The 22,466-nt window shown below is 60.4% G+C and carries 18 protein-coding genes and 1 riboswitch; of the genes, 5 read left to right on the top strand and 13 right to left on the bottom strand.

The features are described 5' to 3' along the window. Positions 1-58: 58 nt before the first annotated feature. Positions 59-1,273 carry a phosphoserine phosphatase SerB gene (gene serB, locus AC54XV_RS02825; RefSeq protein WP_003402884.1) on the bottom strand — a complete coding sequence of 405 codons (1,215 nt, stop codon included), beginning with the start codon at positions 1,271-1,273 and terminating at the stop codon, positions 59-61. A 130-nt stretch (positions 1,274-1,403) separates the two neighbouring features. Here serB and AC54XV_RS02820 point away from each other — a divergent pair, with 130 nt between their 5' ends. Next, positions 1,404-2,945 (top strand): HAMP domain-containing protein, encoded by a 1,542-nt coding sequence (locus tag AC54XV_RS02820; protein ID WP_054092320.1) that lies wholly within the window; start codon positions 1,404-1,406, stop codon positions 2,943-2,945. A gap of 192 nt (positions 2,946-3,137) precedes the next feature. Further along, a protein-coding gene (locus tag AC54XV_RS02815) for an IS3-like element ISPsy9 family transposase (protein WP_099081513.1) occupies positions 3,138-4,513 on the top strand; the annotation gives its coding sequence in 2 pieces (ribosomal slippage) (positions 3,138-3,609 and positions 3,609-4,513; 1,377 coding nt in all). A gap of 264 nt (positions 4,514-4,777) precedes the next feature. On the opposite strand, the gene AC54XV_RS02810 is transcribed toward AC54XV_RS02815, so the two are convergent. The 9 genes from AC54XV_RS02810 to AC54XV_RS02770 form a co-directional block, all read right to left on the bottom strand. Next, positions 4,778-5,473 carry a PqiC family protein gene (locus tag AC54XV_RS02810; RefSeq protein ID WP_024641182.1) on the bottom strand — a complete coding sequence of 232 codons (696 nt, stop codon included), beginning with the start codon at positions 5,471-5,473 and terminating at the stop codon, positions 4,778-4,780. Positions 5,474-5,656: 183 nt separating this feature from the next. Further along, a complete protein-coding gene (parC, locus tag AC54XV_RS02805; RefSeq protein ID WP_011266486.1) occupies positions 5,657-7,912 on the bottom strand; it encodes a DNA topoisomerase IV subunit A in 2,256 nt (751 codons plus the stop codon). A gap of 10 nt (positions 7,913-7,922) precedes the next feature. Further along, complete coding sequence (locus AC54XV_RS02800; protein WP_161633373.1) at positions 7,923-8,402, bottom strand: retropepsin-like aspartic protease family protein; 480 nt, start codon at positions 8,400-8,402, stop codon at positions 7,923-7,925. Positions 8,403-8,440: 38 nt separating this feature from the next. Then, positions 8,441-9,418 (bottom strand): esterase-like activity of phytase family protein, encoded by a 978-nt coding sequence (locus AC54XV_RS02795; protein WP_003402876.1) that lies wholly within the window; start codon positions 9,416-9,418, stop codon positions 8,441-8,443. Continuing rightward, positions 9,415-11,319, bottom strand: a complete 1,905-nt coding sequence (gene parE, locus AC54XV_RS02790; RefSeq protein ID WP_003431952.1) for a DNA topoisomerase IV subunit B — start codon at positions 11,317-11,319, stop codon at positions 9,415-9,417. Before parE ends, AC54XV_RS02795 begins: the two co-directional genes overlap by 4 nt. 76 nt (positions 11,320-11,395) lie before the next feature. After that, positions 11,396-12,013: a YqiA/YcfP family alpha/beta fold hydrolase gene (locus AC54XV_RS02785; protein WP_058398814.1), complete on the bottom strand. Its 618-nt coding sequence runs from the start codon at positions 12,011-12,013 to the stop codon at positions 11,396-11,398. An 88-nt stretch (positions 12,014-12,101) separates the two neighbouring features. Beyond that, positions 12,102-12,908: a 3',5'-cyclic-AMP phosphodiesterase gene (gene cpdA / locus AC54XV_RS02780; RefSeq protein WP_080377231.1), complete on the bottom strand. Its 807-nt coding sequence runs from the start codon at positions 12,906-12,908 to the stop codon at positions 12,102-12,104. Positions 12,909-13,053: 145 nt separating this feature from the next. Further along, entirely contained in the window at positions 13,054-13,506 is a 453-nt protein-coding gene (locus AC54XV_RS02775) for a DUF1249 domain-containing protein (protein ID WP_002551796.1), read from the bottom strand. Then, the gene (locus tag AC54XV_RS02770) at positions 13,497-14,114 is read right to left on the bottom strand and encodes an NUDIX domain-containing protein (protein ID WP_024660513.1); all 618 of its coding nucleotides are present in this window, start codon (positions 14,112-14,114) and stop codon (positions 13,497-13,499) included. Before AC54XV_RS02770 ends, AC54XV_RS02775 begins: the two co-directional genes overlap by 10 nt. 207 nt (positions 14,115-14,321) lie before the next feature. On the opposite strand from AC54XV_RS02770, the gene AC54XV_RS02765 reads away from it, so the two are divergent. Continuing rightward, positions 14,322-15,068: an RsiV family protein gene (locus AC54XV_RS02765; protein WP_003402864.1), complete on the top strand. Its 747-nt coding sequence runs from the start codon at positions 14,322-14,324 to the stop codon at positions 15,066-15,068. Here AC54XV_RS02765 and cytX read toward each other — a convergent pair. After that, a complete protein-coding gene (cytX, locus tag AC54XV_RS02760; protein ID WP_011266480.1) occupies positions 15,037-16,326 on the bottom strand; it encodes a putative hydroxymethylpyrimidine transporter CytX in 1,290 nt (429 codons plus the stop codon). The two genes, AC54XV_RS02765 and cytX, sit on opposite strands and share 32 nt — an antisense overlap. Before the next feature lie 431 nt (positions 16,327-16,757). Beyond that, positions 16,758-18,647, bottom strand: coding sequence for a phosphomethylpyrimidine synthase ThiC (thiC, locus tag AC54XV_RS02755; protein ID WP_024660515.1), 1,890 nt, complete (start codon positions 18,645-18,647; stop codon positions 16,758-16,760). Positions 18,648-18,801: 154 nt separating this feature from the next. After that, a riboswitch (TPP riboswitch) is annotated at positions 18,802-18,906 on the bottom strand. A 167-nt stretch (positions 18,907-19,073) separates the two neighbouring features. Here thiC and AC54XV_RS02750 point away from each other — a divergent pair. Further along, positions 19,074-20,513, top strand: coding sequence for a TolC family outer membrane protein (locus AC54XV_RS02750; protein ID WP_011266478.1), 1,440 nt, complete (start codon positions 19,074-19,076; stop codon positions 20,511-20,513). Positions 20,514-20,739: 226 nt separating this feature from the next. Here AC54XV_RS02750 and waaA read toward each other — a convergent pair whose 3' ends face one another. Beyond that, a complete protein-coding gene (waaA, locus tag AC54XV_RS02745) occupies positions 20,740-22,020 on the bottom strand; it encodes a lipid IV(A) 3-deoxy-D-manno-octulosonic acid transferase (protein ID WP_024660275.1) in 1,281 nt (426 codons plus the stop codon). Positions 22,021-22,089: 69 nt separating this feature from the next. Between waaA and AC54XV_RS02740 the strand changes: the two genes are divergently transcribed. Beyond that, positions 22,090-22,422 carry an SMR family transporter gene (locus tag AC54XV_RS02740; RefSeq protein WP_003346798.1) on the top strand — a complete coding sequence of 111 codons (333 nt, stop codon included), beginning with the start codon at positions 22,090-22,092 and terminating at the stop codon, positions 22,420-22,422. The last annotated feature ends 44 nt before the right edge of the window (positions 22,423-22,466 follow it).

The raw sequence follows: 22,466 nt of genomic DNA, 5'->3' as shown, positions 1-22,466 counted from the left end.
TGCGACAGCCGTCGCGATTGCCCCTCGCCATCAGGAGCAGACCACGACGGCCTGAGCGTCAGCGCTTTCCCTCGCGGTCGCGCAAGCCCAGCAGATACAGCACGCCATCGAGCCCCAGCGTCGAAATGGCCTGCTTGGCCGATTGCTTGACCAGTGGCTTGGCGCGAAACGCTACACCCAGCCCGGCAATCGCCAGCATCGGCAGGTCATTGGCACCGTCGCCGACCGCGATGGTCTGCTCCAGGCTCAACCCTTCCTTGTGGGCCAGTTCGCGCAACAGATCGGCCTTGCGCTGCGCATTGACGATCGGCTCGACCGCTACGCCGGTCACCTTGCCGTCAACCACTTCCAGCTCATTGGCGAAGACATAATCAATGCCCAGCTTTGCTTGCAGCTGCTTGGCAAAATAGGTGAAGCCTCCCGACAGAATCGCCGTCTTGTAACCCAGCCGCTTGAGCTCGGAGAACAGTGTTTCAGCACCTTCGGTCAGACGCAGGGACGCGCCGATTTCATCCAGCACACTCACGTCGAGGCCCTTGAGCAAAGCCAGACGTTCCTTGAAGCTTTCGCTGAAATCCAGTTCGCCGCGCATGGCACGTTCGGTAATCTCGGAAACCTGCTCGCCGACGCCTGCGGCCTTGGCCAGTTCGTCGATGACTTCGGCCTCGATGAGGGTCGAGTCCATGTCGAACACCGCCAGGCGCCGGTTGCGGCGGAACAGCGAGTCCTGCTGGAACGCGATATCGACGTCGAGATCCTGGGCGACCGCGAGAAATTCGGCCTGCATGGCTTTCGGGTCGGCGGGCTCGCCGCGCACGGTGAACTCGATGCAGCCCTTGCCCTTGTCAGCCGGGGTGTCAAGCGGCATGCGACCGGACAACCGATCGATCTGATCGATATTCAGCCCGTACCTGGCAGTGATGGCGCTGACGCGCTGCAATTGCTCGGCCGTGACTTTGCGGGTCAGCAGCGTAACGATGTGGCGCGCCTTGCCCTGACCTTCGACCCAGTGTTGATAGTCGGTTTCGGAGACCGCAGTGAAACGGACCTGCTGATCCAGTTCGTAGGCGGTGAACAGGATGTCCTTGAGCACCGAAGATCCCTGCACGGTATCCGGAATTTCAACCAGGATGCCGAACGACAGGGTGTCATGGATCACCGCCTGACCAATATCGAGAATGTTCACGCCACCCTGGGCGAGGACGCCGGTGATGGCTGCAGTGAGACCGGGACGGTCGACACCGGTGATGTTAATCAGGACGATTTCGCGCAAGGCGCACCCCCGCAGTGGAAAAAAAACGCATTCTAACCACATTCAGTGACCACCGGGCACAGGCAGCGCTTTGCCGCCACTGGGTCGCTCGTTATACTGCGCGACAACTTCACCGAAAGAGCCGTGCTCTGTGAACCGGCCCACGCCCGTTAAAACCGATAATTTCTTCCTGCTCATCTTTCGTGCCCTGCGTCATCGCCGTGTACCGATCGCTTTGCGCATTGCCAGCCATAACGTGATCCTGGTCGCTTTGGCGCTGGTGATCTACGCCGGTGTCATGGGCCTGCAGTTCAAGCAGGCCATGCATGAACAGGCTGATGCGCTGGGGCAGGCCCTGACCACCCAGACCGCCACCTCGGCTACCGAGCTGTTGGTGTCCAACGACATCCTCAGTCTCAACGTGCTGCTGGGCAATCTGGTCAAGAATCCGCTGGTCGCGCATGCGGCTATCTACAGTGTGGATAACCGCATCCTCGCGGAGGCCGGCCAGCGCCCGAAAAACGGGCTTCTGGGGGAAGCTCAGGGCCTGTATGAAATCAAGATCACGTTCCAGGACGTGATGGCGGGCCATCTGCGTATCAGCCTCGACATGTCGCAGTTCCAGCAGCCGCTGACCATCAGCCTGCAGAGCATGGGCATTCTGGCCGGTATCCTGCTGGCCCTGGCGCTGGCCCTGAGTCTGCGCCTTGGCCGCCACATCTCCACGCCACTGATGCAGATGCGTATCTGGCTACGCGATATCGACCCGTACACACCCGCCACTGATCGCCAGGATGAAATCGGTGATCTGGCGCGGCAGCTGCGCACCTCGTTCGCGCCGCCGGTGCCGGAGCCAGAACCGCTGCCCGAGCCCGAGTATGACGGCGAGGAAGACGACAGCGAAGATCCGTATCTGGAGCCGGAAGAGAAGCCTGCGCCAGTGGTTTCAGCTCGTAGCAGCGAAGCAAAACCGCGCTTGCCGGCACCACCGGTGCAGCGCCGCATCGTTGCCGAGGAAGATGAAGACGACGATGAGGATCCGTTCGCCGATCTGCGCGACCACTCGGACAACTCACCAGCCGTTCGCCCGGCGGCTGCCTCGGTAGCGCCGGTCGAGCCGCACAACAGTGCAGTGCTGGCCGTGCAGCTGGGTGCACAGGATCAATTGCGTCGCCTGCCGCGTGCACGCCTTACCGAATTGCTGCAACGCTACCGCGACTGCCTCGATCAGGCCGCCTCGCTGTATGAAAGCGAGCTGCATACGCTGAATGACGGCAGCACGCTGATGCTGTTCCACAGTCACGAAAGCGGTGATGACTACCTGACCAACGCGATCTGCTGCGGCGAGCTGTTGCGCGCACTCAGTCATGCCTTGCAGATCGAGGTGGCCGATAGCGGCATCACCTTGCAACTGCAACTGGGCCTGACGCTGGGTGAAGGCTTGAGCGGTCTGAGCCAGATCGATCTGTTGCTGACCGAAACCGCGCAGGACGCACTGGCGCTGTCTCAGCACAGCCGCAACCTGCTGCTGGTCGAGCGCCGCATCAACGACGATCAGTTGATCCGCCAACGCGCCCGCATCCGCCCGATCGCCAGCCCGGAAGGTGCCTGCTGCGTAGAACGCCTGATGGAGCCCTACCCGTCGATGCTCGAGCGCCAGCTGGCGCGCATGCACGAATCCAACAAGGCCTGATCCTCTCCTCCGCTCACGCTTGAAGTGAGACGCTTGTGCCCATGCTCTGCGTGGGCACGCCGTTCCGGACGCTCTGCGTCCTATCCTGATCAACCTCTCCCGGCGCAAACAGATGACGCAGAGCGTCACGACCTGCATTCCCACGCGGAGTGGTGTGACCCCCGAAGGTTGGATGCAACCTTTGGAGGCGTCATGGGTAAATATACAGAGCAGGCAAAACTCGCAGCCGTGAAAGAGTATTGTGCCGGCAAGGCAGGTTTGAGGGATGTTGCGCGTCGCCACGATGTGGACTTTTCCTGCCTTCGTCAGTGGGTCGCGGCTTATCAGATCCACGGCCCAGCCGCTCTTAAAGAGAAAAGGCGGCAGCGTTACAGTGACGAATTCAAGCTAGCTGTTTTGAAGCGCATGCATGATGAGCGATTATCACTGCGCCAGACAGCGGCCTTGTTCGATATCCGTCAGTTCGGCATCATCAATCTATGGCAGCGCCTTTTTGACGAAGGTGCTCTTAACGCATCCTCAAAGCCCCCTAAGAAAGTTGGACGCCCAAGAAAGATGACGACGCCCCTTCCCCCTGTGAACTCCGCTCCGATCAACGATGAATCGCGCTCGCGTGACGAGTTGCTTGCCGAGGTGAAGCAACTGCGGATGGAGGTCGATTATCTAAAAAAGCTCGATGCCTTGGTTCAGAAGAAGCAACGAATAGCGCAGCAGAAAAAGCGCAAATCGTGATGGAACTGAGGCCTTTACATTCTCTGGACGGCCTGCTGAAGTTTGCCGGTCTGGCACGCAGCACTTTTTACTATCAACAAAAGGTACTGCTGGCAGATGACAAATACGCCGGGCTGAAAGACCTGATTCAGGCAACTTTCTACGAGCACAAGGGCCGGTATGGCTATCGTCGCATCACGGCAGCGTTGCGCAGGGCGGGCCATCTTGTGAACCACAAGACGGTGCAGAAACTAATGGGGCAGCTAGGCCTGAAGAGCCTGATACGCGTGAAGAAATACCGTTCCTACAAAGGCGAAACAGGCAAGGCCGCGCCTAACCTGCTAAAGCGTGATTTCAAAGCGCAATACCCTAACCAGAAATGGGCCACCGACGTGACCGAATTCAAAGTAGGAGGCCAGAAACTTTATCTGTCGCCGATCATGGATCTGTACAGCGGCGAAATCATTTCCTATGCGATTGCCAGGCGCCCGCTGTACTCCATGGTCGACGAAATGCTTGAAGGAGCATTTAAGCGGCTTGGACCGCATGAAAAGCCGATTTTGCATTCCGACCAGGGTTGGCAATATCGGATGCCTATTTACCAGCGACTGCTCAATGAGAATTCGATCGCAGCCAGCATGTCGCGCAAGGGTAACTGCTACGACAACGCGGCTATTGAGAGCTTTTTTAGCACGCTGAAATCCGAATTTTTCTACCTGAACAAATTTAACGATCTGGATGAGCTTCAAGCGGGTATCGAAGAGTACATTGAGTATTACAATCACTCACGCATAAAACTGAAGCTTAACGGCCTGAGTCCTGTGGAATACAGAATGCAGGCCGCCAAGGCAGCGTAGGTGGATAATTGTCCAACCTTCGGGGGTCACACCAGAGCGTGAGGAACGATAGGCGTCCGCAAGGTCACCACCGTGCCCATGCCCCACGCACCGGGACGTCACGCAGTTCACCATCGTGCCCATGCTCCAGCGTGGGCATGCCGTTCTGGACGCTCTGCGTCCTATCCTGACTGTGCGAAGCGTCAGGAACGCTGGGGCGTGGGAACCAGAGATGAGCGCCCAACAAAAAGCCCGCATCGCTGCGGGCTTTTTGTTGGGCCAATCCTAGAAGCGGAACACTTCAAGATCGGTGCGTATGGGGGAAGCCAGCGGAATTCTTGGCTTGTCAGGCTCTTTGGCCTTGGCGACAGGCGTTTTTTTCGGCTCATCGAGCGCCTGCCAGGAAATCGGCTTGATCGCCGTGCTGACCTGATCAGCCAGGCGCTGCAACAGCATGCCCTGGGCCTTGACCTGATCGGCAGAGCTGCCAGCATGGACTTGTTCCAGGTGAACCAGTCGGCTGTCACGGACATGGCCCTTACGGTCCAGAAGACGCCATTGCGCATCCAGTACCGCAGGCTGCTTGGCCCCGGAGTCCAGACGGGTGATGGACAGCACGACCTGAACATCGGGCGTGAAACTGGCCGTCGCAGGCGCCATGACGACGCGCTGGCTGTCGAGCTTCCAGGCCAGCTGACGCAAGAGCAACTGATCTATATCCGAAGACAGGTTGCCCGCCCAGCGCCCATCGGACGAAGCGGTCAAGGTCCCGTCAGGCTGGCGTTGCAGCAGGGTTTCGCGTTGCAGATAGTCGGCCACCGAAACAGGACCCAGCAAAACTGCCAGACCACTACTCTGTTTCGGCTGACCAGGCTCACCACTATCGAGCTGATAAAGCGCGGTCGGCTGGCGCACACTGCAACCAGCCAGACCCAGAACGCCAGTCATCAGCAGGATCAAGGGAAGGCGTAGAAAATTCATCATCCCATCCAGGTGGCCGTCCAGAGACAGGCCACAGTATAAGTACTTTCAAGACCCATGCAGGCACTGAGCCACGCATGCACCCCAAGACCCCATATCATCCGTGAATATGCACCATGACTCCAGCGATTATGCATCGTACTTCATGGCAAAACGAAGAACCTTGGTGCCAGATCAATGTTTTCAGCTATTTTCCACCAATAATGCATCGACCCTCTGGAAGCCCCTTGGCAGTTTATTGCCACGTCTGCCGCGCTCCCCCTTGTAATGTTCGAGGTCTTCAGGTTTCAGCGACAGCGTTCGTTTGCCCGCCTGAAGTACCAGCGTAGCGCCTTGTCCGATCACCGCAAGATCGGTCACATACTCTTCACGACTGGCCACCCGCTCGCCCGGAATGCCAATGATCTTGTTGCCCTTGCCTTTGCCCAACTGCGGCAAATCGCTGATCTTGAACACCAGCAGGCGGCCTTCGGTGGTCACCGCCGCCAGCCAGTTCTGCTCACGATCAGGCACAGGGCGAGGCAGGATGACTTTCGCCCCGGCCGGCAGGCTCAGCAGCGCCTTGCCCGCCTTGTTCTTGGCTTGCAGGTCTTCGCCTTTGACGACAAAACCATAACCGGCATCCGACGCGATCACGTACAACGCATCATCTTCCGGCAGCAATACGCATTCGAAGGTCGCACCCGGTGGCGGTTGCAGCTTGCCCGTCAGCGGCTCGCCCTGGCCCCGCGCGGATGGCAGGGTGTGGGCGGCAACCGAATAGCTGCGCCCGGTCGAGTCGATGAACACGGCGAACTGATTGGAGCGGCCGATGGACGAGGTCTTGAAACCATCCCCGGCTTTATAAGAAAGCCCGGTCGCATCGATGTCGTGGCCCTTGGCACAGCGTACCCAGCCTTTTTCCGACAGCACGACAGTCACCGGCTCGGTGGGCATCAATTCGTTTTCAGACAGCGCCTTGGCTTCGGCACGGGCAACGATGGGCGAACGACGCTCGTCGCCATAGGTTTCAGCGTCGGCAATCAGTTCGGCACGCACCAGCTTGCGCAGCTTGGACTCACTGCTCAACAGCGCCAGAAGCTTGGCCTGCTCTTTGCGCAGGGCATCCTGTTCGCTGCGCAGCTTCATCTCTTCCAGGCGCGCCAACTGACGCAGACGGGTGTCGAGGATGTAATCGGCCTGAATTTCCGACAGATCGAAACGCGCAATCAGCTCCGCCTTCGGATGCTCGGCGGTACGGATGATGTGAATCACTTCATCGAGGTTCAGGTAAGCCGTGAGCAAACCGTCCAACAGGTGCAGACGATGCTCGACCTTGTCCAGACGGAATTGCAGACGGCGACGCACCGTACCGATGCGGAACGTCAGCCATTCGCCGAGCAGTGTCTTGAGGTTCTTGAGCTGCGGCTTGCCATCCAGACCGATGATGTTGATGTTCACCCGGTAACTGGATTCCAGCTCGGTAGTGGCGAACAGGTGCTGCATCAGCTCGTCCAGCTCAACCCGATTGGAGCGCGGGATGATCACGATACGGCAAGGGTTTTCGTGGTCCGACTCGTCGCGCAGGTCGGCAACCATCGGCAGTTTCTTGGCCTGCATCTGCGCGGCGATCTGTTCCAGCACCTTGGCACCGGAGACCTGATGCGGCAGTGCGGTGACGATAATGTCGCCATCTTCGATACGGTAAACCGCACGCATGCGCACCGAGCCACGCCCGGTCTCGTAGATTTTCAGCAGGTCGGCACGCGGCGTGATGATTTCCGCTTCGGTCGGATAGTCCGGCCCGAGAATGTGCTCGCACAGCTCCGGAACCGTAGCCTTGGGATCGTCCAGCAGACGAACGCAGGCACTGGCGACTTCGCGCAGGTTATGCGGCGGCACATCGGTCGCCATACCGACGGCAATGCCGGTGGTGCCATTGAGCAGGATGTTCGGCAGACGTGCCGGCAACACCGCGGGTTCGTCCAGCGTGCCGTCAAAGTTCGGCACCCAGTCAGCGGTGCCCTGACCCAGTTCACTGAGCAGGACTTCCGAGTAGCGCGACAGACGCGCCTCGGTGTAGCGCATGGCGGCAAAGGATTTGGGATCATCCGGCGCACCCCAGTTGCCCTGCCCGTCCACCAGCGTGTAGCGATAGCTGAACGGCTGAGCCATCAGCACCATCGCCTCGTAACAGGCCGAGTCGCCGTGCGGGTGGAACTTGCCGAGCACGTCGCCGACGGTACGCGCCGACTTCTTGTGCTTGGCGTCGGCACCCAGGCCCAGTTCGCTCATCGCGTAGATGATGCGTCGCTGAACAGGCTTCAGGCCGTCACCGATATGCGGCAAGGCACGGTCCATGATCACGTACATGGAGTAGTTGAGGTAGGCCTGTTCGGTGAAGTCCGCCAGTGATCGGCGTTCTACACCATCCAGGCTGAGGTCAAGGGAGTCGCTCATGCGGGCCTCATCATTTCGTTGACTGGCGCAGCAGCAAATTGCCGCCACGCTGTGTGAATTCGAGTTGTTTCATTGCGCTCATACCCAGCAGCACCTGTTCACCGTCCAGACCGGGTGCCACCAGGGCACGCACATTGGTCAGGACGATATCGCCCAGTTGCAAGCGGTCAAGCGTGGTTCGAAAACCCTGACTGTTACCATTGGCCGTACTGACCGTGACCGGAAAGCCACGCTTGAGCCCCAGGCGGTCAGCCATATCACCGGGTACGGCCACATCGGTCGCCCCAGTGTCGATCATGAACTCCGCTGTCCGGCCGTTGATCTGGCCTGTCGTGACGAAGTGCCCCTGTCGATTGCCTGCCAGCTGCACTTCTATATAGCCGTCACCGTGTTGCGAGGTGACCACGGCGTTGGGATTCTGCTGCCGGTCTTCCCAATCGCCGAAAAAGCGCGTCGCGAGAAACAGACCGGCCGCCCAAGCCATGATCATCAGCACCTTGCCAGCGCGCTTGCCGGGCTGCACGTCGCTCACTGCCCGGCACTCCAGCCCGCCTCAGGCGCAGCGAAACGCCAGACGATCGGGCGTTTCTCACCGTCGGCACGCACACCGAAATTATTGTCGATGCCGATCCACGCGCCCTTCTCGTCCACCACCAGTGCCTCGGTCAGCCCGTAGGGTTGATCGTAACGACGCGACGGCACCATGGCTTCCTTGGCGAACGACCAGCAACGCTCGACCTGCCCGGTTTCGAGATCACGCCGACAGATGCGATACACCGCACGTTCCAGCGTGAACAGCTTGCCGTTGTACAACGACACATCAGAAAAATCCGTCGACACCTTTTTGCTGCCCTGCTCCGGCGGCAACGCGTCCAGACCGGACTCGGACAGCAGCACGCAGCTTTGCCCGCAGGTCCACTGCTCCTTGTCGCGTTGCACCACCAGCAAGCCGCGCTTCTCGCGTTCGGCCGCCAGCCAGAGACGGTCGCCTGCCGGACTGACGGCAATCCCTTCGAAAATCGCGTTGAAACGCTGCAACATGCCCTGAGCCCGCGCCTGATCCACCAGTTCCTTCGGCAAATCCAGCCAGAACGGTTTGCCACTCACCGGAACCTTGAGCACCGTGCCATAAGCCTCGCTGACCAGATAGCGATTGCCGGCTGCATCACAGCTGACACCCTCGAAATCCAGACTACCGCCGCGTATCAGCGCGGAAAGCCCGGCCATGAAACGCAACTTCAACGGCAGATAGCTTTGTGGCGCAGGTGCGTCAATATGATGTGACTGAGCCTTCCAGGTGTCTTGCGACACATCCAGGCTGTACAGCACATCGTCGTCACGGTCGGACACGGTCCACAACTGGCCATTGCACATCGCCAGACCTGACAGATTGCCACCCGCCATGTCGTCCACCGGATGCTCGGATTGCAGCTTCAGGGCCTCGAGTGGCGCAGCGACAACCGGCGCGGCAATCAGGATCAGGGCGGCGAGCCAGGCTCGTATCAAGTCAGGACCTCGGCAAGGTTGCCCTTGGATTCGAGCCAGGACTTGCGATCACCTGCACGCTTCTTAGCCAGCAACATGTCCATCATTTCCGACGTGGCTGCGAAATCATCCAGCGTGAGCTGCACCAGGCGCCGGGTGTTCGGGTCCATGGTGGTTTCGCGCAACTGCGGCGGGTTCATTTCACCCAGGCCCTTGAATCGGGTGACCTGCGGCTTGCCACGTTTCTTTTCAGCGACCAGACGGTCAAGGATCCCGTCACGCTCGGCTTCGTCCAGCGCGTAGTAGATTTCCTTGCCGAGGTCGATCCGGTACAGCGGCGGCATGGCGACGTACACATGCCCGGCGTCAACCAACGGGCGGAAGTGCTGCACGAATAACGCACACAGCAGCGTCGCAATGTGCAGACCGTCCGAGTCGGCGTCAGCCAGGATGCAGATCTTGCCGTAACGCAACTGGCTGATATCGGCTGCGCCGGGGTCAACCCCGATGGCCACGGCAATGTTGTGGACTTCCTGACTGGCGAGCACTTCGCCGCCATCGACTTCCCAGGTGTTGAGGATTTTGCCGCGCAGCGGCAGGATCGCCTGGAACTCCTTGTCGCGAGCCTGCTTGGCGGAACCGCCGGCAGAATCACCCTCGACCAGAAACAGTTCGGAGCGTGCCGGGTCCTGTCCGGCACAGTCGGCCAGCTTGCCCGGCAATGCCGGCCCTTGGGTGATGCGCTTGCGCTCGACCTTCTTGCTCGCCTTGAGGCGCCGACCGGCGTTGTTGATCGCCAGATCGGCCAGTTGCAGGCCCAGCTCGGAGTGCGTGTTGAGCCACAGGCTGAACGCATCCTTGACCACGCCGGAGACGAACGCCGCCGCTTCACGGGACGACAGACGTTCCTTGGTCTGCCCGGAGAACTGCGGCTCCTGCATTTTCATCGACAGGACGAAGGCAATGCGTTCCCAGACGTCTTCCGGGGCCAGCTTCACACCACGCGGCAACAGGTTGCGGAACTCGCAGAACTCGCGCATGGCATCCAGCAAACCCTGGCGCAAGCCGTTCACGTGGGTGCCGCCCTGCGCGGTCGGGATCAGGTTGACGTAGCTTTCCTGAACGCTGTCACCCCCTTCGGGCAGCCACAGCAGCGCCCAGTCGACCGCTTCCTTGTTACCGGTGAAGCTGCCGCAGAACGGCTCGTCCGGCAGGCGCAGGAACTCGGTGACCGAGTCCTGCAGGTAGGAGCGCAGGCCGTCTTCGTAATGCCACTCGACTTTCTCGCCGCTGGATTTGTCTTCGAAGCTGACCAGCAGGCCCGGGCACAGAACTGCCTTGGCCTTGAGCACATGCTTGAGACGGCTGACAGAAAACTTCGGTGTATCGAAATACTTCGGATCGGGGGCGAAATAGACGCTGGTCCCGGTGTTGCGCTTGCCGACGGTGCCGACGACCGCCAGTTCGGTGGCCTTGTAGCCGTCAGCGAAGGTCATCTCATATTCGTTGCCATCACGCTTGACCCGCACCCGAACCTGAGTGGACAGCGCGTTGACCACGGAAATGCCCACGCCGTGCAGGCCGCCGGAGAACTGATAGTTCTTGTTGGAGAACTTGCCGCCTGCGTGAAGCTTGGTGAGGATCAGCTCGACGCCGGACACGCCTTCTTCCGGGTGGATGTCCACCGGCATGCCGCGGCCGTCGTCGGACACCTCGAGCGAATTGTCGGCATGAAGGATGACCTGTACCGAACGCGCGTGGCCGGCCAGGGCTTCGTCGACGCTGTTGTCGATGACTTCCTGAGCCAGGTGGTTGGGCCGCGAGGTGTCGGTGTACATGCCCGGACGTTTACGAACCGGATCGAGGCCCGAGAGGACTTCGATGGCGTCTGCGTTATAAGAGCTAGCGCTGGGATTGGCCATGGGTTCTCGATATCAATCTTTCATGGAATTTCGGGGGTTCAATGTTCTTGCATTCATGTGACCGGGCATCGATCACCTACAGCGCCGACAGATCGATCTTCTGCAACAGATCGGGGGCAAATCCGGCAACGGTCAGCAGTGCTGGCATGTGCTCGGCAAAGCCCTGAAAGCTGTGGTCGCCGCCCGCCTGAATACGCAAGGCGCAGCTGCGGTAAAACTTCTCGGCACGACGATAATCGAGCGTCTCGTCACCGGTCTGCAACCACACCTGAAACTGCTGCGGATCCTGCGGCGCGGGTACCTCCAGCTCGGCCAGCGCCCGAATATGGTCTTCGGTCAACTGCCACTGCTCGCCGGTGTACAGGTTCTGTTGCACGCCGAGAAACCCGTCGAACAGCTGATGCGGATTGACTGCCGGGTTGATCAGCACCGCCTTGAGGCCGTGCCGCTGCGCCAAATGAGTCGCATAGTAGCCGCCGAGGGAGCTGCCGACCAGTAATGGCCGTCCCAGCGCCGTGATGGCCGCTTCAAGCTGGAGCATGGCCTGACGCGGATGGTGATGCAGTTCAGGGACTTGCAGACGATCAGCCAGACCCAGGGACTTCATCAGCGCGCTCAACTGACAGGCCTTTCTCGACAGGGCCGAGCTGTTCAAGCCATGGATGTATAGCAGTGAAGGTGTATCGCTCGTCACGCTGTCGCTCCCGGGTGCAAGGCAAAGCCGTGTAGTTTACAGGGACTTACGCTACAGCACCTCACCGGAAACGTATCCGCCTGCCCGATCAATAGCCGGTGCCGCCGTAATCGACCTCGAATTCCAGGCCGACCACTCGGGAAACAGCCGTTTCCAGCCGTCCATCGTCGTGCAGTCGCAGCCAGCGATAGCCCGGCGCCGTGGTGTCCACCTTGAAATCGGCACTGCCCGGGGCGAACTGAATACAGGTCGAGGGCGACGCCAGCAGGCGCACACCGTTACGCATCTGGTCGAACTCCTGATGCACATGCCCCCACAGTATGGCGCGAACCTGTGCAAAACGATCGAGCACAGCAAATAACGCATCGGCATTGCGCAAGCCGATCGGCGCCATCCACTCACAACCAATAGCCACCGGGTGATGGTGCAAACAGATCAGATGATGCCGATCAGGCGCTTCGCTCAGCGACTGCTCCAGCAACTGCAATTGCGTGTCCGCGAGAAAACCCGGCACCGAACCAGGCACCGCCGAATCCAGCAGCGTCACCCGCCATTGACCGATATCCACCACAGGGTCGAGCAGCCCGTTATGCTGCGCAACCTGCTCCATCTGCGGCAGTTCGTCGTGATTACCGGCGAACCAGCGCGCTGGCGCATCGATCCGCCCGCTTATCCGACGAAACGCTTGGTAAGACTCGACGCTGCCGTCTTGGGAGATATCGCCGCTGGCGACCACAAGATCAATGTGCGGCTGCTCGGCCAGCACTCGATCAACGACTTTTTCCAGACTGTCGCGGGTGCTCATACCCAACAACGCACCGTCCGCCTCGGCGAACAAGTGGCTGTCGGACAGCTGGACCAGCAAAACTGACGACGAAAGGGCTGCGCTCGGCAAGACCGTCTCCCAGAGAGGATTCAGCGCGATTATGTGATGCGGCAACGGGCGGGTAAACCGGGAATGTGCGTACGGACGAGCATTTGGTCACATTTGCTGATTCACGGTCTTGGGTGGCAAGAACCATCAGTGTGTCGAGAAGCGATCAGCGCACCGCCTCAAACTCATGCCCACACGCCAGGCAGTGACTCAGCCATTCGCCCAGAAACAGGTTGAGCTGGGCCTTTTCGTCTGGCTGGTGCATGTCGGCATTGGGGTAGGGATAGATGCCGCGAAAGCGCCTCGCGTGTTCGGCGCCGATGACTTCGGCCATGCGGGCGTCGTGATAGACCTGTACTTCGAGCACTGGCACCGGCAGCCACGGCAGGCTGTGTTCCTGGCGGACTTGCAAGGTGGTGGTGTACGGGCAGTCGAGCAACACTTCGACGGCCAGTACGCCCAGCATCTGATCACCCTGGGTAACGGCGACGCGGCGTGAGCGCTGTTCGTTGCGCATGTCGGGCAACAGGCGCATCAGGCGCGCGTAGTTGGCCTCGCACGCAGCCTGCAGTCCGGCAAGATCGACACGGTAGCGCTCGCGCAATAGATTCACGACCATAAACCCCTTATCTCGGCACGATTCAGCGCCAGCCATTGCAAGGCGATGATCGTCGATGCGTTCTTGATTGTTCCGTCTTTCATCGCCTGCAATGCGTCATCGAATGACCAGACTGTTACCCGGATGTCTTCACCTTCGGCCTCCAGCCCGTGCAAGCCGCCCGCCCCTTCACTGCTGCAACGCCCCAGAAACAGGTGAACGAACTCGTCGCTGCCACCCGGCGAGGGGAAGTATTTGGTGATCGGCCACAGCGCTTCGAACTTCAGCCCAGCTTCCTCCTCCGCCTCGCGATGAGCAACTTCTTCCGGCTGCTCGTCCTTGTCGATCAGACCTGCGACCAGTTCGACCAGCCAAGGGTTGCTGGTCTTTTTCATGGCGCCTACACGAAACTGCTCGATGAGCACCACTTCGTCACGTTTGGCGTCATAAGGCAGCACGCAGACGGCGTCGTGGCGAACGAACAGTTCGCGGCTGATTTCCTTGCTCATCCCGCCGGCGAACAATTCGTGGCGCACATGCAGCTTGTCCAGCTTATAGAAGCCCTTGAAGCAGTTTTCACGCTTTATGGTTTCAAAAGCGCTTGGTGCAGATCGTGTGGTCTGGGTCATGGGTTTCTCGCTGGCCGCCGTGTTTGACATCGGGCCATCCTAACGCGCATCGGCAGTCAGATGCAGCCCCCTTGAAGATGCAGGGTAGACGGCCGGGACTTAAAACAATTCTAATCTGCCATGATCGAACCGAAGACGTTGTCTACAGTCCAACCAGCCTGCATACGTACAACGCAACCGCCTTTACTGACACTGCCAAGGATCAACATGTCGTTATTGAGGATCACTTCACTGGCTTGCCTGGCCCTGTTGCTCGGCGCCTGCCAAAGCCTCTTCACGCCCAACATGCGCACACCGCTGCAAGTCCAGCGCGATGCTTCCGAGCTGATCAAGCCGGGCTGCACCACGGCCGACTGCCCGTTGGTGAACATCGATACCGTGCACTTCCCCGATGAGCCGCGACTGGACGCCATCGTTCAGAAGACGTTGCTGCAACTGACCGTTGCCGACAGCAGCGCATCGCCACCTGCGTCGATCAAAGCCTATCAGGAACAGTTCCTGAGTCAGGCCCAGGGTCGCAACGCCAGCTATCTGCAGGCCAAGGTACGCGAGCAGCATGACGGTATCGTAGTGGTCGAACTGTCCAGCTATCTGGAGACCGGCGGTGCCCACGGCAACCCGGGTCGGGCGTTCATCAACTATTCGCGTCAGCAGCAGAAAGTCCTGACCCTGGCTGACATGATCATCCCGGGCAAGGAAAGCGAGTTCTGGCAAAAAGCCCAACTGGCCCACCAGGGCTGGCTGGTATCGACCAAGATGAATGAAGACAGCGAGTTCATGAAGACCTGGCCGTTCAAGCGCACGCCCCACATTGCGCTGACCTACGGTGCAGTGATCCTCAAGTACTCGGTCGATACCATCGCGCCGTATTCGATGGGTCACATCGAGCTGAAAATTCCTTATCCTCAGCTCAATGGCATCCTCAAGCCGGAACTGTTCCCCGGCCGCGGTTGATCGCACCGCCGATCAGCAGTTGCAACACGCCAGCGACAATGAGCGCTGGCAGTGTTGCGCCCACTTCCGGATAAAGATTGGCCAGCAGGTGGTAGGTGCTGAGCCCGCCGAGCCACGCCAGCAGGCTCATCCAGCGCAAACCGCCCTCCGCTGCCTGACCACTGCGACCACGCAGGATGAAATGGTCAACCAGCACGACGCCGAACAGTGGCGCGAATACCGAGCCGATCAATAACAGAAAGTTCTGATACTGCGCCAGCGGTGCCAGACAGGCGATCAGCGTACAGATCACGCCAATCACCAACGCCAGATGCTCGACCTTGATGCGTGACAACAGAGCACTGGAGACTGCAGCCGAGTGAATATCGGCGAACGCATTTTCCGTCTCGTCCAGCAGAATCAGGAGCAGCGGGATACCCAGACCTGCGCCGGCCAGTGCCAGCAGCAAGGCATTGACCTCGCCGCTCGGGGCGAACGCCAGGGTGTAGGCGACGCCCAGGCTCATCAGCCAGAAGTTGCCGATGAAAAAGCCCGCAGCCGTGCCGCCGAAGACACTTTTCGCGCGTTGCCCGAAGCGTGAGTAGTCGGCAATCAGCGGCAGCCACGACAGTGGCATGGCGATGGCAATGTCGAACCCCGAGGCAAACGGCAGCGAGCCATCGCCGGAGGTTGCCCACAGCGCGGTCAGATCAGCCTTGGCCAGCAGGTTCCAGGTCAGCCATGCACACGCCGTCAAGAGTATCCACAGGCCCCACTTGCGCAGAAACCGGCGCACGAAGGTCAAGGGTCCGCTGACCGCCAGCAACGTGGCCAGTGCGCCGAAAAGCAGCGTCCAGAGCAGCGGACTGCTCCACAGGCTGCCCTCTGCAAAGGCCCGAGCGCCGAGCAGACTGGCTGCGTCGCGCATGACGATGATCTCGAACGCCCCCCAACCGATCAGTTGCAGCAGGTTCAAGACCGCTGGCAGCGACGCGCCCTTGCTGCCCAGGCTGAGCTTGAGCGCGGCCATGGACGACAGGCCGGTATCGCTGCCGATCACGCCAACGCTGGCGAGCAGCAAGACGCCCGCCAGCGTGCCGAGGAAAATTGCCAGCATCGAGCCGGACATGCCCAGCCCCGGCGCCAGCAAGGCACCGGTCTGCAACACCATCAAGCCGATGCCGAGGGAAAACCACAGGGAAAACAGATCCCGCCCGCCGAACACACGCTGGCTGGCGGGGACTGGGGTATCGGGAGAATAGGTGCCGGGTGTATTCACAGGGGTGTCTCGTGTGGGAAGTCAAGGAACCGGGTGAAGCCGCACTGCACCCTCAGAATCGGACGCAGAGCGGGCTTCTGGCCGAAGGCCGTAGGAGCGAACTTGTTCGCGAAAGGGTCGTTACATCCGCTGAAGATGTATCGCCCGGAATAAAGCTTTCGCGAACAATGCGGATCGCCGCCCCGGTCGCTCCTACGCCCTTCGGGCAGAAGCGTGCTCTGCGTCCGATGCATCGCTATGCACAAGTCCGCTTCTGATTCTGGCCGAAGGCCGTGGGAGCGAACTTGTTCGCGAAAGGGTCGTTACATCCGCTGAAGATGTATCGCCCGGAATAAAGCTTTCGCGAACAATGCGGATCGCCGCCCCGGTCGCTCCTACGCCCTTCGGGCAGAATCAAAGCGGAACTGTGTATAACGACGGGCTATCGCCCTCTACACCTTCTTGTACAGCTGACTGCCCTCCTGCTTGAAGCGCTCGGCCTGTTCGGCCAAGCCCTTGGCAACGTCGACGTCTACCGCATCGATGCGCTGATTGGCGGCGTACTCGCGGACTTCCTGAGTGATCTTCATCGAGCAGAATTTAGGCCCGCACATGGAGCAGAAATGCGCGACCTTGGCCGAATCCTTGGGCAGGGTTTCGTCGTGGTACGAACGCGCGGTGTCCGGGTCCAGGCCGAGGTTGAACTGGTCTTCCCAGCGGAACTCGAAACGCGCCTTGCTCAACGCGTTGTCACGGATCTGCGCACCCGGGTGGCCTTTGGCAAGGTCCGCCGCATGGGCCGCGATCTTGTAGGTGATGATCCCGGTTTTGACGTCATCCTTGTTCGGCAGCCCCAGATGCTCCTTGGGCGTGACGTAACACAGCATGGCGCAGCCGAACCAGCCGATCATGGCCGCGCCGATGCCCGAGGTGATGTGGTCGTAACCCGGCGCGATGTCGGTGGTCAGCGGGCCCAGGGTGTAGAACGGCGCTTCGTCGCAGCATTCCAGCTGCTTGTCCATGTTTTCCTTGATCAACTGCATCGGCACATGGCCGGGGCCTTCGATCATGGTCTGCACGTCATGTTTCCAGGCAATCTTGGTCAGTTCGCCAAGCGTTTCCAGTTCGCCGAACTGCGCCGCATCGTTGGCGTCGGCAATCGAGCCCGGACGCAGGCCGTCGCCCAGCGAGAAGCTGACGTCGTAGGCCTTCATGATTTCGCAGATGTCTTCGAAATGGGTGTAAAGGAAGTTTTCCTTGTGGTGCGCCAGGCACCATTTGGCCATGATCGAACCGCCACGGCTGACGATACCGGTGACACGCTTGGCGGTCAGCGGCACGTAACGCAGCAGCACTCCGGCGTGGATGGTGAAGTAATCGACGCCCTGCTCGGCCTGCTCGATCAGCGTGTCGCGAAACAGCTCCCAGGTCAGGTCCTCGGCTGCACCACCCACTTTTTCCAGCGCCTGATAGATCGGCACCGTACCGATCGGCACCGGCGAATTGCGGATAATCCACTCGCGGGTTTCGTGAATGTGCTTGCCGGTGGACAGGTCCATGACCGTGTCCGAGCCCCAGCGGATACCCCAGGTCAGCTTGGCCACCTCCTCTTCGATGGAAGAGCCCAGTGCGCTGTTGCCGATGTTGCCGTTGATCTTCACCAGGAAATTGCGGCCGATGATCATCGGCTCAAGCTCGACGTGGTTGATGTTGGCCGGGATGATCGCGCGGCCCCGGGCAATCTCTTCACGCACGAACTCGGCAGTGATTTCCTTCGGAATGCTCGCGCCAAAGCTGTGCCCGGCATGTTGCTGGGTCAGCAGACCTGCGGCGCGGGCTTCCTGAAGCTTCATGTTCTCGCGGATGGCGACGTATTCCATCTCGGCGGTAATGATGCCCTTACGCGCATAGTGCATCTGGCTGACGTTGGCACCGGCCTTGGCCCGGCGCGGGTTGCGCACATGGGCAAAGCGCAGCGCGGTGAGTTCGGCATCGCTCAGGCGTTGCTGGCCGAAGTTGGAACTCAGGCCCGGCAGACGCTCGGTGTCATTGCGCGAGTCGATCCATGGCGAGCGCACGTCAGCCAGGCCTTTGCGCACGTCGATGATCACATTGGGGTCGGTGTAGGGCCCCGAGGTGTCATAGACCGTGACCGGGGCGTTGATCTCGCCGCCAAAGTCAGTCGGGGTGACATCCAGGGTGATTTCGCGCATCGGCACGCGGATGTCCGGGCGCGAGCCCTGAACGTAGATTTTCTGCGAACGGGTAAACGGCTGTACCGATCCGGAATCGACCTGCGCCGACTCGCTCAAATGGGCTGCGTTTTTTGCTTTTATACTCATCACGGCTCTCCAGACATCCAGTTGCGGATTTATTGTCGGAGTGACCTGACATGACGGACGGGTGCACCAGTGCTGGTGCTGAGTAGCGAAAGGAGGCGAAACTGTTCATTATTTGAACAATCGACCCCGGACGGCACTCAAGAGGACTCGCCGGGAGACGAGAAATCTTGTTCCCTACGCAGGCGCTAACCTGATCAGGTTCAACGGGATCCGGTTTAACCGATCTCAGCCTCATAGCAAGGCACCCCGACAAGAACGCGGTCAGTCTATGACGGGGTGCGGTCGCAATGCCAGCCTATTTGCACAGACCTCGATAAATGGCGTAAATCGACGATTGTTGCCAAAAGCGTCTGGCTCTACACTCCCTAGCCCGGTTTCTCTTCAACCCGAACTGTAATTATTTTCTTCATGAACAGGGAATGCCTCATGTTGCGCAAACTTTCGTTGGTCGTGGCTGTTTCGTTTGCGTCCAGCGGGTTGACCTGGGCAGCCGAATTGCCGATGCCAACGCAGACAGGGCTGTTGAGCGTTTATCAGCAGGCCGTGGACAACAACGCCGACCTCGCGGCCTCGCGCGCCGATTACGATGCGCGCAAGGAAGCCGTGCCGCAGGCCCGCGCCGGTTTGCTGCCGAACATTTCCGGCAGCGCCCAGAACAGCAGCACCCGCACCAGCATCGATCAGCCCAGAGCCGTGGCCAGCCGCAGCGGCAACCTCTACCAGGCCACGCTGAGCCAGCCGATCTTCCGCGCCGACCGCTGGTTCCAGTTGCAGGCTGCCGAAGCGAGCAACGAACAGGCGGCACTGGAGCTGTCGGCTACCGAGCAGAATCTGATCCTGCAATCGGCACAGAGCTATTTCAGCGTACTGCGTGCACAGGACAACCTGGCTTCGACCAAGGCCGAGGAAGCGGCCTTCAAGCGCCAGCTGGATCAGGCCAACGAGCGCTTCGATGTCGGCCTGTCGGACAAGACCGATGTGCTGCAGGCGCAGGCCAGCTATGACACGTCACGCGCCAGCCGACTCATTGCCCAACGTCAGGTCGAGGATGCCTTTCAGGCGCTGGTGACGCTGACCAACCGCGAATACAACTCGATCGAAGGCATCGTGCATACCCTGCCGGTGCTGGCGCCGACGCCCAACGATGCCAAGGCCTGGGTCGATACTGCCGCGCAGCAGAACCTCAATCTGCTGGCCAGCAACTACGCGGTCAATGCCGCCGAAGAAACCCTGCGCCAGCGCAAGGCCGGACACGCGCCGACGCTCGATGCCGTGGCGACCTATCAGCGTGGCGATAACGATGCACTGGGTTTCAGCAACCCCAACTACACCGGGCGCAATTACGGCGGCGACGTCGAGCAGCGCAGCATTGGCGTGCAGTTGAATATCCCGATCTACAGCGGCGGGCTGACCAGCTCGCAGGTACGCGAAGCCTATGCGCGCCTGAGCCAGAGCGAGCAGCGCCGTGAAAGCCTGCGTCGTCAGGTGGTGGAAAACACCCGAAACCTGCATCGCGCGGTGAATACCGATGTGGAGCAGGTCCAGGCCCGCAAGCAGTCGATCATTTCCAACCAGAGCGCGCTGGAAGCCACAGAAATCGGTTATCAGGTCGGCACCCGCAACATCGTCGACGTGCTGGATGCGCAACGCCAGCTGTATGCCTCGGTGCGTGACTACAACAACACGCGTTACGACTACATCCTCGACAACCTGCGCCTCAAGCAGGCAGCAGGCACCCTGAACCCGGGCGACCTGCAGGACCTGTCGCGCTACCTGAAGGCCGACTACAACCCGGACAAGGACTTCCTGCCGCCGGACCTGGCGACTGCTGCGCAGAAGAACTTCGAGCGACCTGCAAAGCGCTGAGATGGCTGGCCGCCCCGGATGCTCTGCGCCCGACTTCAAGTCATGCAGCGCGACGCAGATTTGTGACGCGGAGCGTCACCCAAGGCATTCCCACGCTGGAGCGTGAGGAACGATAGGCGTCTGGGCGAGCGTGAAGAGCGTGAAAAAAGCAAGGTGTCTGGAAGAACACTATCGTGCCCATGCTCCGCGTGGGTATGCCGTTCCGGACGCTCTGCGTCCTCCCGATTCAGCGCCTGCCCATCAACCGCCCGATCCCGTCGAGCAGGCGTTGCAGCGCGCCCTGATTGGCCTTCATCACCGCAAGCCCGGCATCAGCCATGTTGCGCGCCTGCTGCGGCTGGTCGAAAAGGCCCTGCACGGCGGTGGCCAGCGCTGCTGCATCATTGACCTCTTGCAACGCACCGGCCTTGCGCAGCAGGGCGGCGATCTCGAGGAAGTTGAACAGGTGCGGGCCGCTGAGCACCGGCATGGCCAGCGCCGCAGGCTCCAGCAGGTTGTGCCCGCCGTTGGGCACCAGGCTGCCGCCAACGAAAGCGATGTCAGCCAGCGCATAGAGAAACAGCAATTCCCCCATGGTATCGCCCACCAGCACCGAAACATCCGCTGTGACAGCCTGCGCGGTTGAGCGTCTTACCGTCGCAAAACCCTGCTGCTGACACAACGTATGCACGCTGTCGAAACGCTCGGGATGACGCGGCACCAGAATCAGCAGCGCATCGGGGTGACTGGTCAGTAACGTGCGATGAGCCGCCAGCACGCTTTCATCCTCGCCCGCATGCGTGCTGGCCGCGATCCAGACCGGCCGCTGCGTGGTCTGCCATTGTTCACGCTGCTGGGCGGCACGCTGCAGAAGTTGCGGGTCGATACTCAGGTCGAACTTGATCGAGCCGGTCACCGCCACGCACTCGGGACGTGCGCCCAGATCACGAAAGCGCTGCGCCTCAGCCTCAGTCTGCACTGCGAACCAGGCCATTTCCGCGAGCATCGGTCGCGTCAGCCCGGCAAAACGCGCGTAACCCCGCGCCGAACGCTCCGAAAGCCGGGCATTGGCGAGCACCACGGGAATCCCGCGCAGGAAACACTGATGGATGTGGTTGGGCCACAGTTCGGTTTCCATGATGATGCCCAGCCGTGGCTGCACCTGATCGAGAAAGCGAGCGGCCGCCCACGGCAGGTCGTAGGGCAGGTAGCAATGCTGAATCCGCGGCTCGCTGGCGAACAGCGCCTTGATTCGCTCCGAACCTGTGGGCGTCATGCAAGTCACAGTGATCGGCAACTGCGGATATTGCACCAGCAGCGAGCGAATCATCGGCGCGGCGGCGATGCTTTCACCCACCGACACCGCATGCACCCAGATACCGCCCCGCTGCATGACCGGCAAGCCGCGGGCGAAGCGCTCGCCGATGCGCTGGCGATACGCCGGGGCCTTACGCGCCCGCAGCCACAGGCGCAGGGCAACCAGTGGCAGGCCGAGATGAAACAGTACGGTATAAAGAGTTCTATTCATGGGCGCGGAGTTTATCAGCCCGCCATTACAAGTCGCTAGAATGCGCAGCCTGACGAAAAGGAATGCACCATGAACGCTTATTACCTGTTGGCTATCGCCGTTTGCGCGGAAGTCATCGCCACCACGTCCATGAAAGCCGTGAAGGGGTTCAGCACCCCGCTGCCCCTGGTGCTGTTGATTACCGGCTATGCGATCGCGTTCTGGATGCTGATTCTGGTGATGCGCACGATCCCGGTGGGCATCACTTACGCCATCTGGTCGGGCATGGGCATTGTCATGGTCAGCATCGCGGCGTTCTTCATCTACGGCCAGAAACTCGACCTGCCCGCGTTGTTGGGCATGGGCATGATCGTGGCGGGCGTGGCGGTCATTCAGCTGTTCTCGAAAACCGCCGGGCATTGAAAACCCGATCCTTTATAATGCTGGTACTTTTCGCTCACTGAGGT

It is taken from the genome of Pseudomonas fragariae (ex Marin et al. 2024) (assembly GCF_059621105.1).
Note: the sequence above shows the minus strand (reverse complement) of the source record. Positions and strands in the feature narration are given on the sequence as shown.

Coding starts and splice junctions, on each gene's coding strand:
- AC54XV_RS02810 (WP_024641182.1), bottom strand. CDS start 5,473: ATGAATTTTCTACGCCTTCCCTTGATCCTGCTGATGACTGGCGTTCTG.
- parC (WP_011266486.1), bottom strand. CDS start 7,912: ATGAGCGACTCCCTTGACCTCAGCCTGGATGGTGTAGAACGCCGATCA.
- AC54XV_RS02800 (WP_161633373.1), bottom strand. CDS start 8,402: ATGATCATGGCTTGGGCGGCCGGTCTGTTTCTCGCGACGCGCTTTTTC.
- parE (WP_003431952.1), bottom strand. CDS start 11,319: ATGGCCAATCCCAGCGCTAGCTCTTATAACGCAGACGCCATCGAAGTC.
- AC54XV_RS02775 (WP_002551796.1), bottom strand. CDS start 13,506: ATGGTCGTGAATCTATTGCGCGAGCGCTACCGTGTCGATCTTGCCGGA.
- AC54XV_RS02770 (WP_024660513.1), bottom strand. CDS start 14,114: ATGACCCAGACCACACGATCTGCACCAAGCGCTTTTGAAACCATAAAG.
- AC54XV_RS02765 (WP_003402864.1), top strand. CDS start 14,322: ATGTCGTTATTGAGGATCACTTCACTGGCTTGCCTGGCCCTGTTGCTC.
- thiC (WP_024660515.1), bottom strand. CDS start 18,647: ATGAGTATAAAAGCAAAAAACGCAGCCCATTTGAGCGAGTCGGCGCAG.
- AC54XV_RS02750 (WP_011266478.1), top strand. CDS start 19,074: ATGTTGCGCAAACTTTCGTTGGTCGTGGCTGTTTCGTTTGCGTCCAGC.
- waaA (WP_024660275.1), bottom strand. CDS start 22,020: ATGAATAGAACTCTTTATACCGTACTGTTTCATCTCGGCCTGCCACTG.
- AC54XV_RS02740 (WP_003346798.1), top strand. CDS start 22,090: ATGAACGCTTATTACCTGTTGGCTATCGCCGTTTGCGCGGAAGTCATC.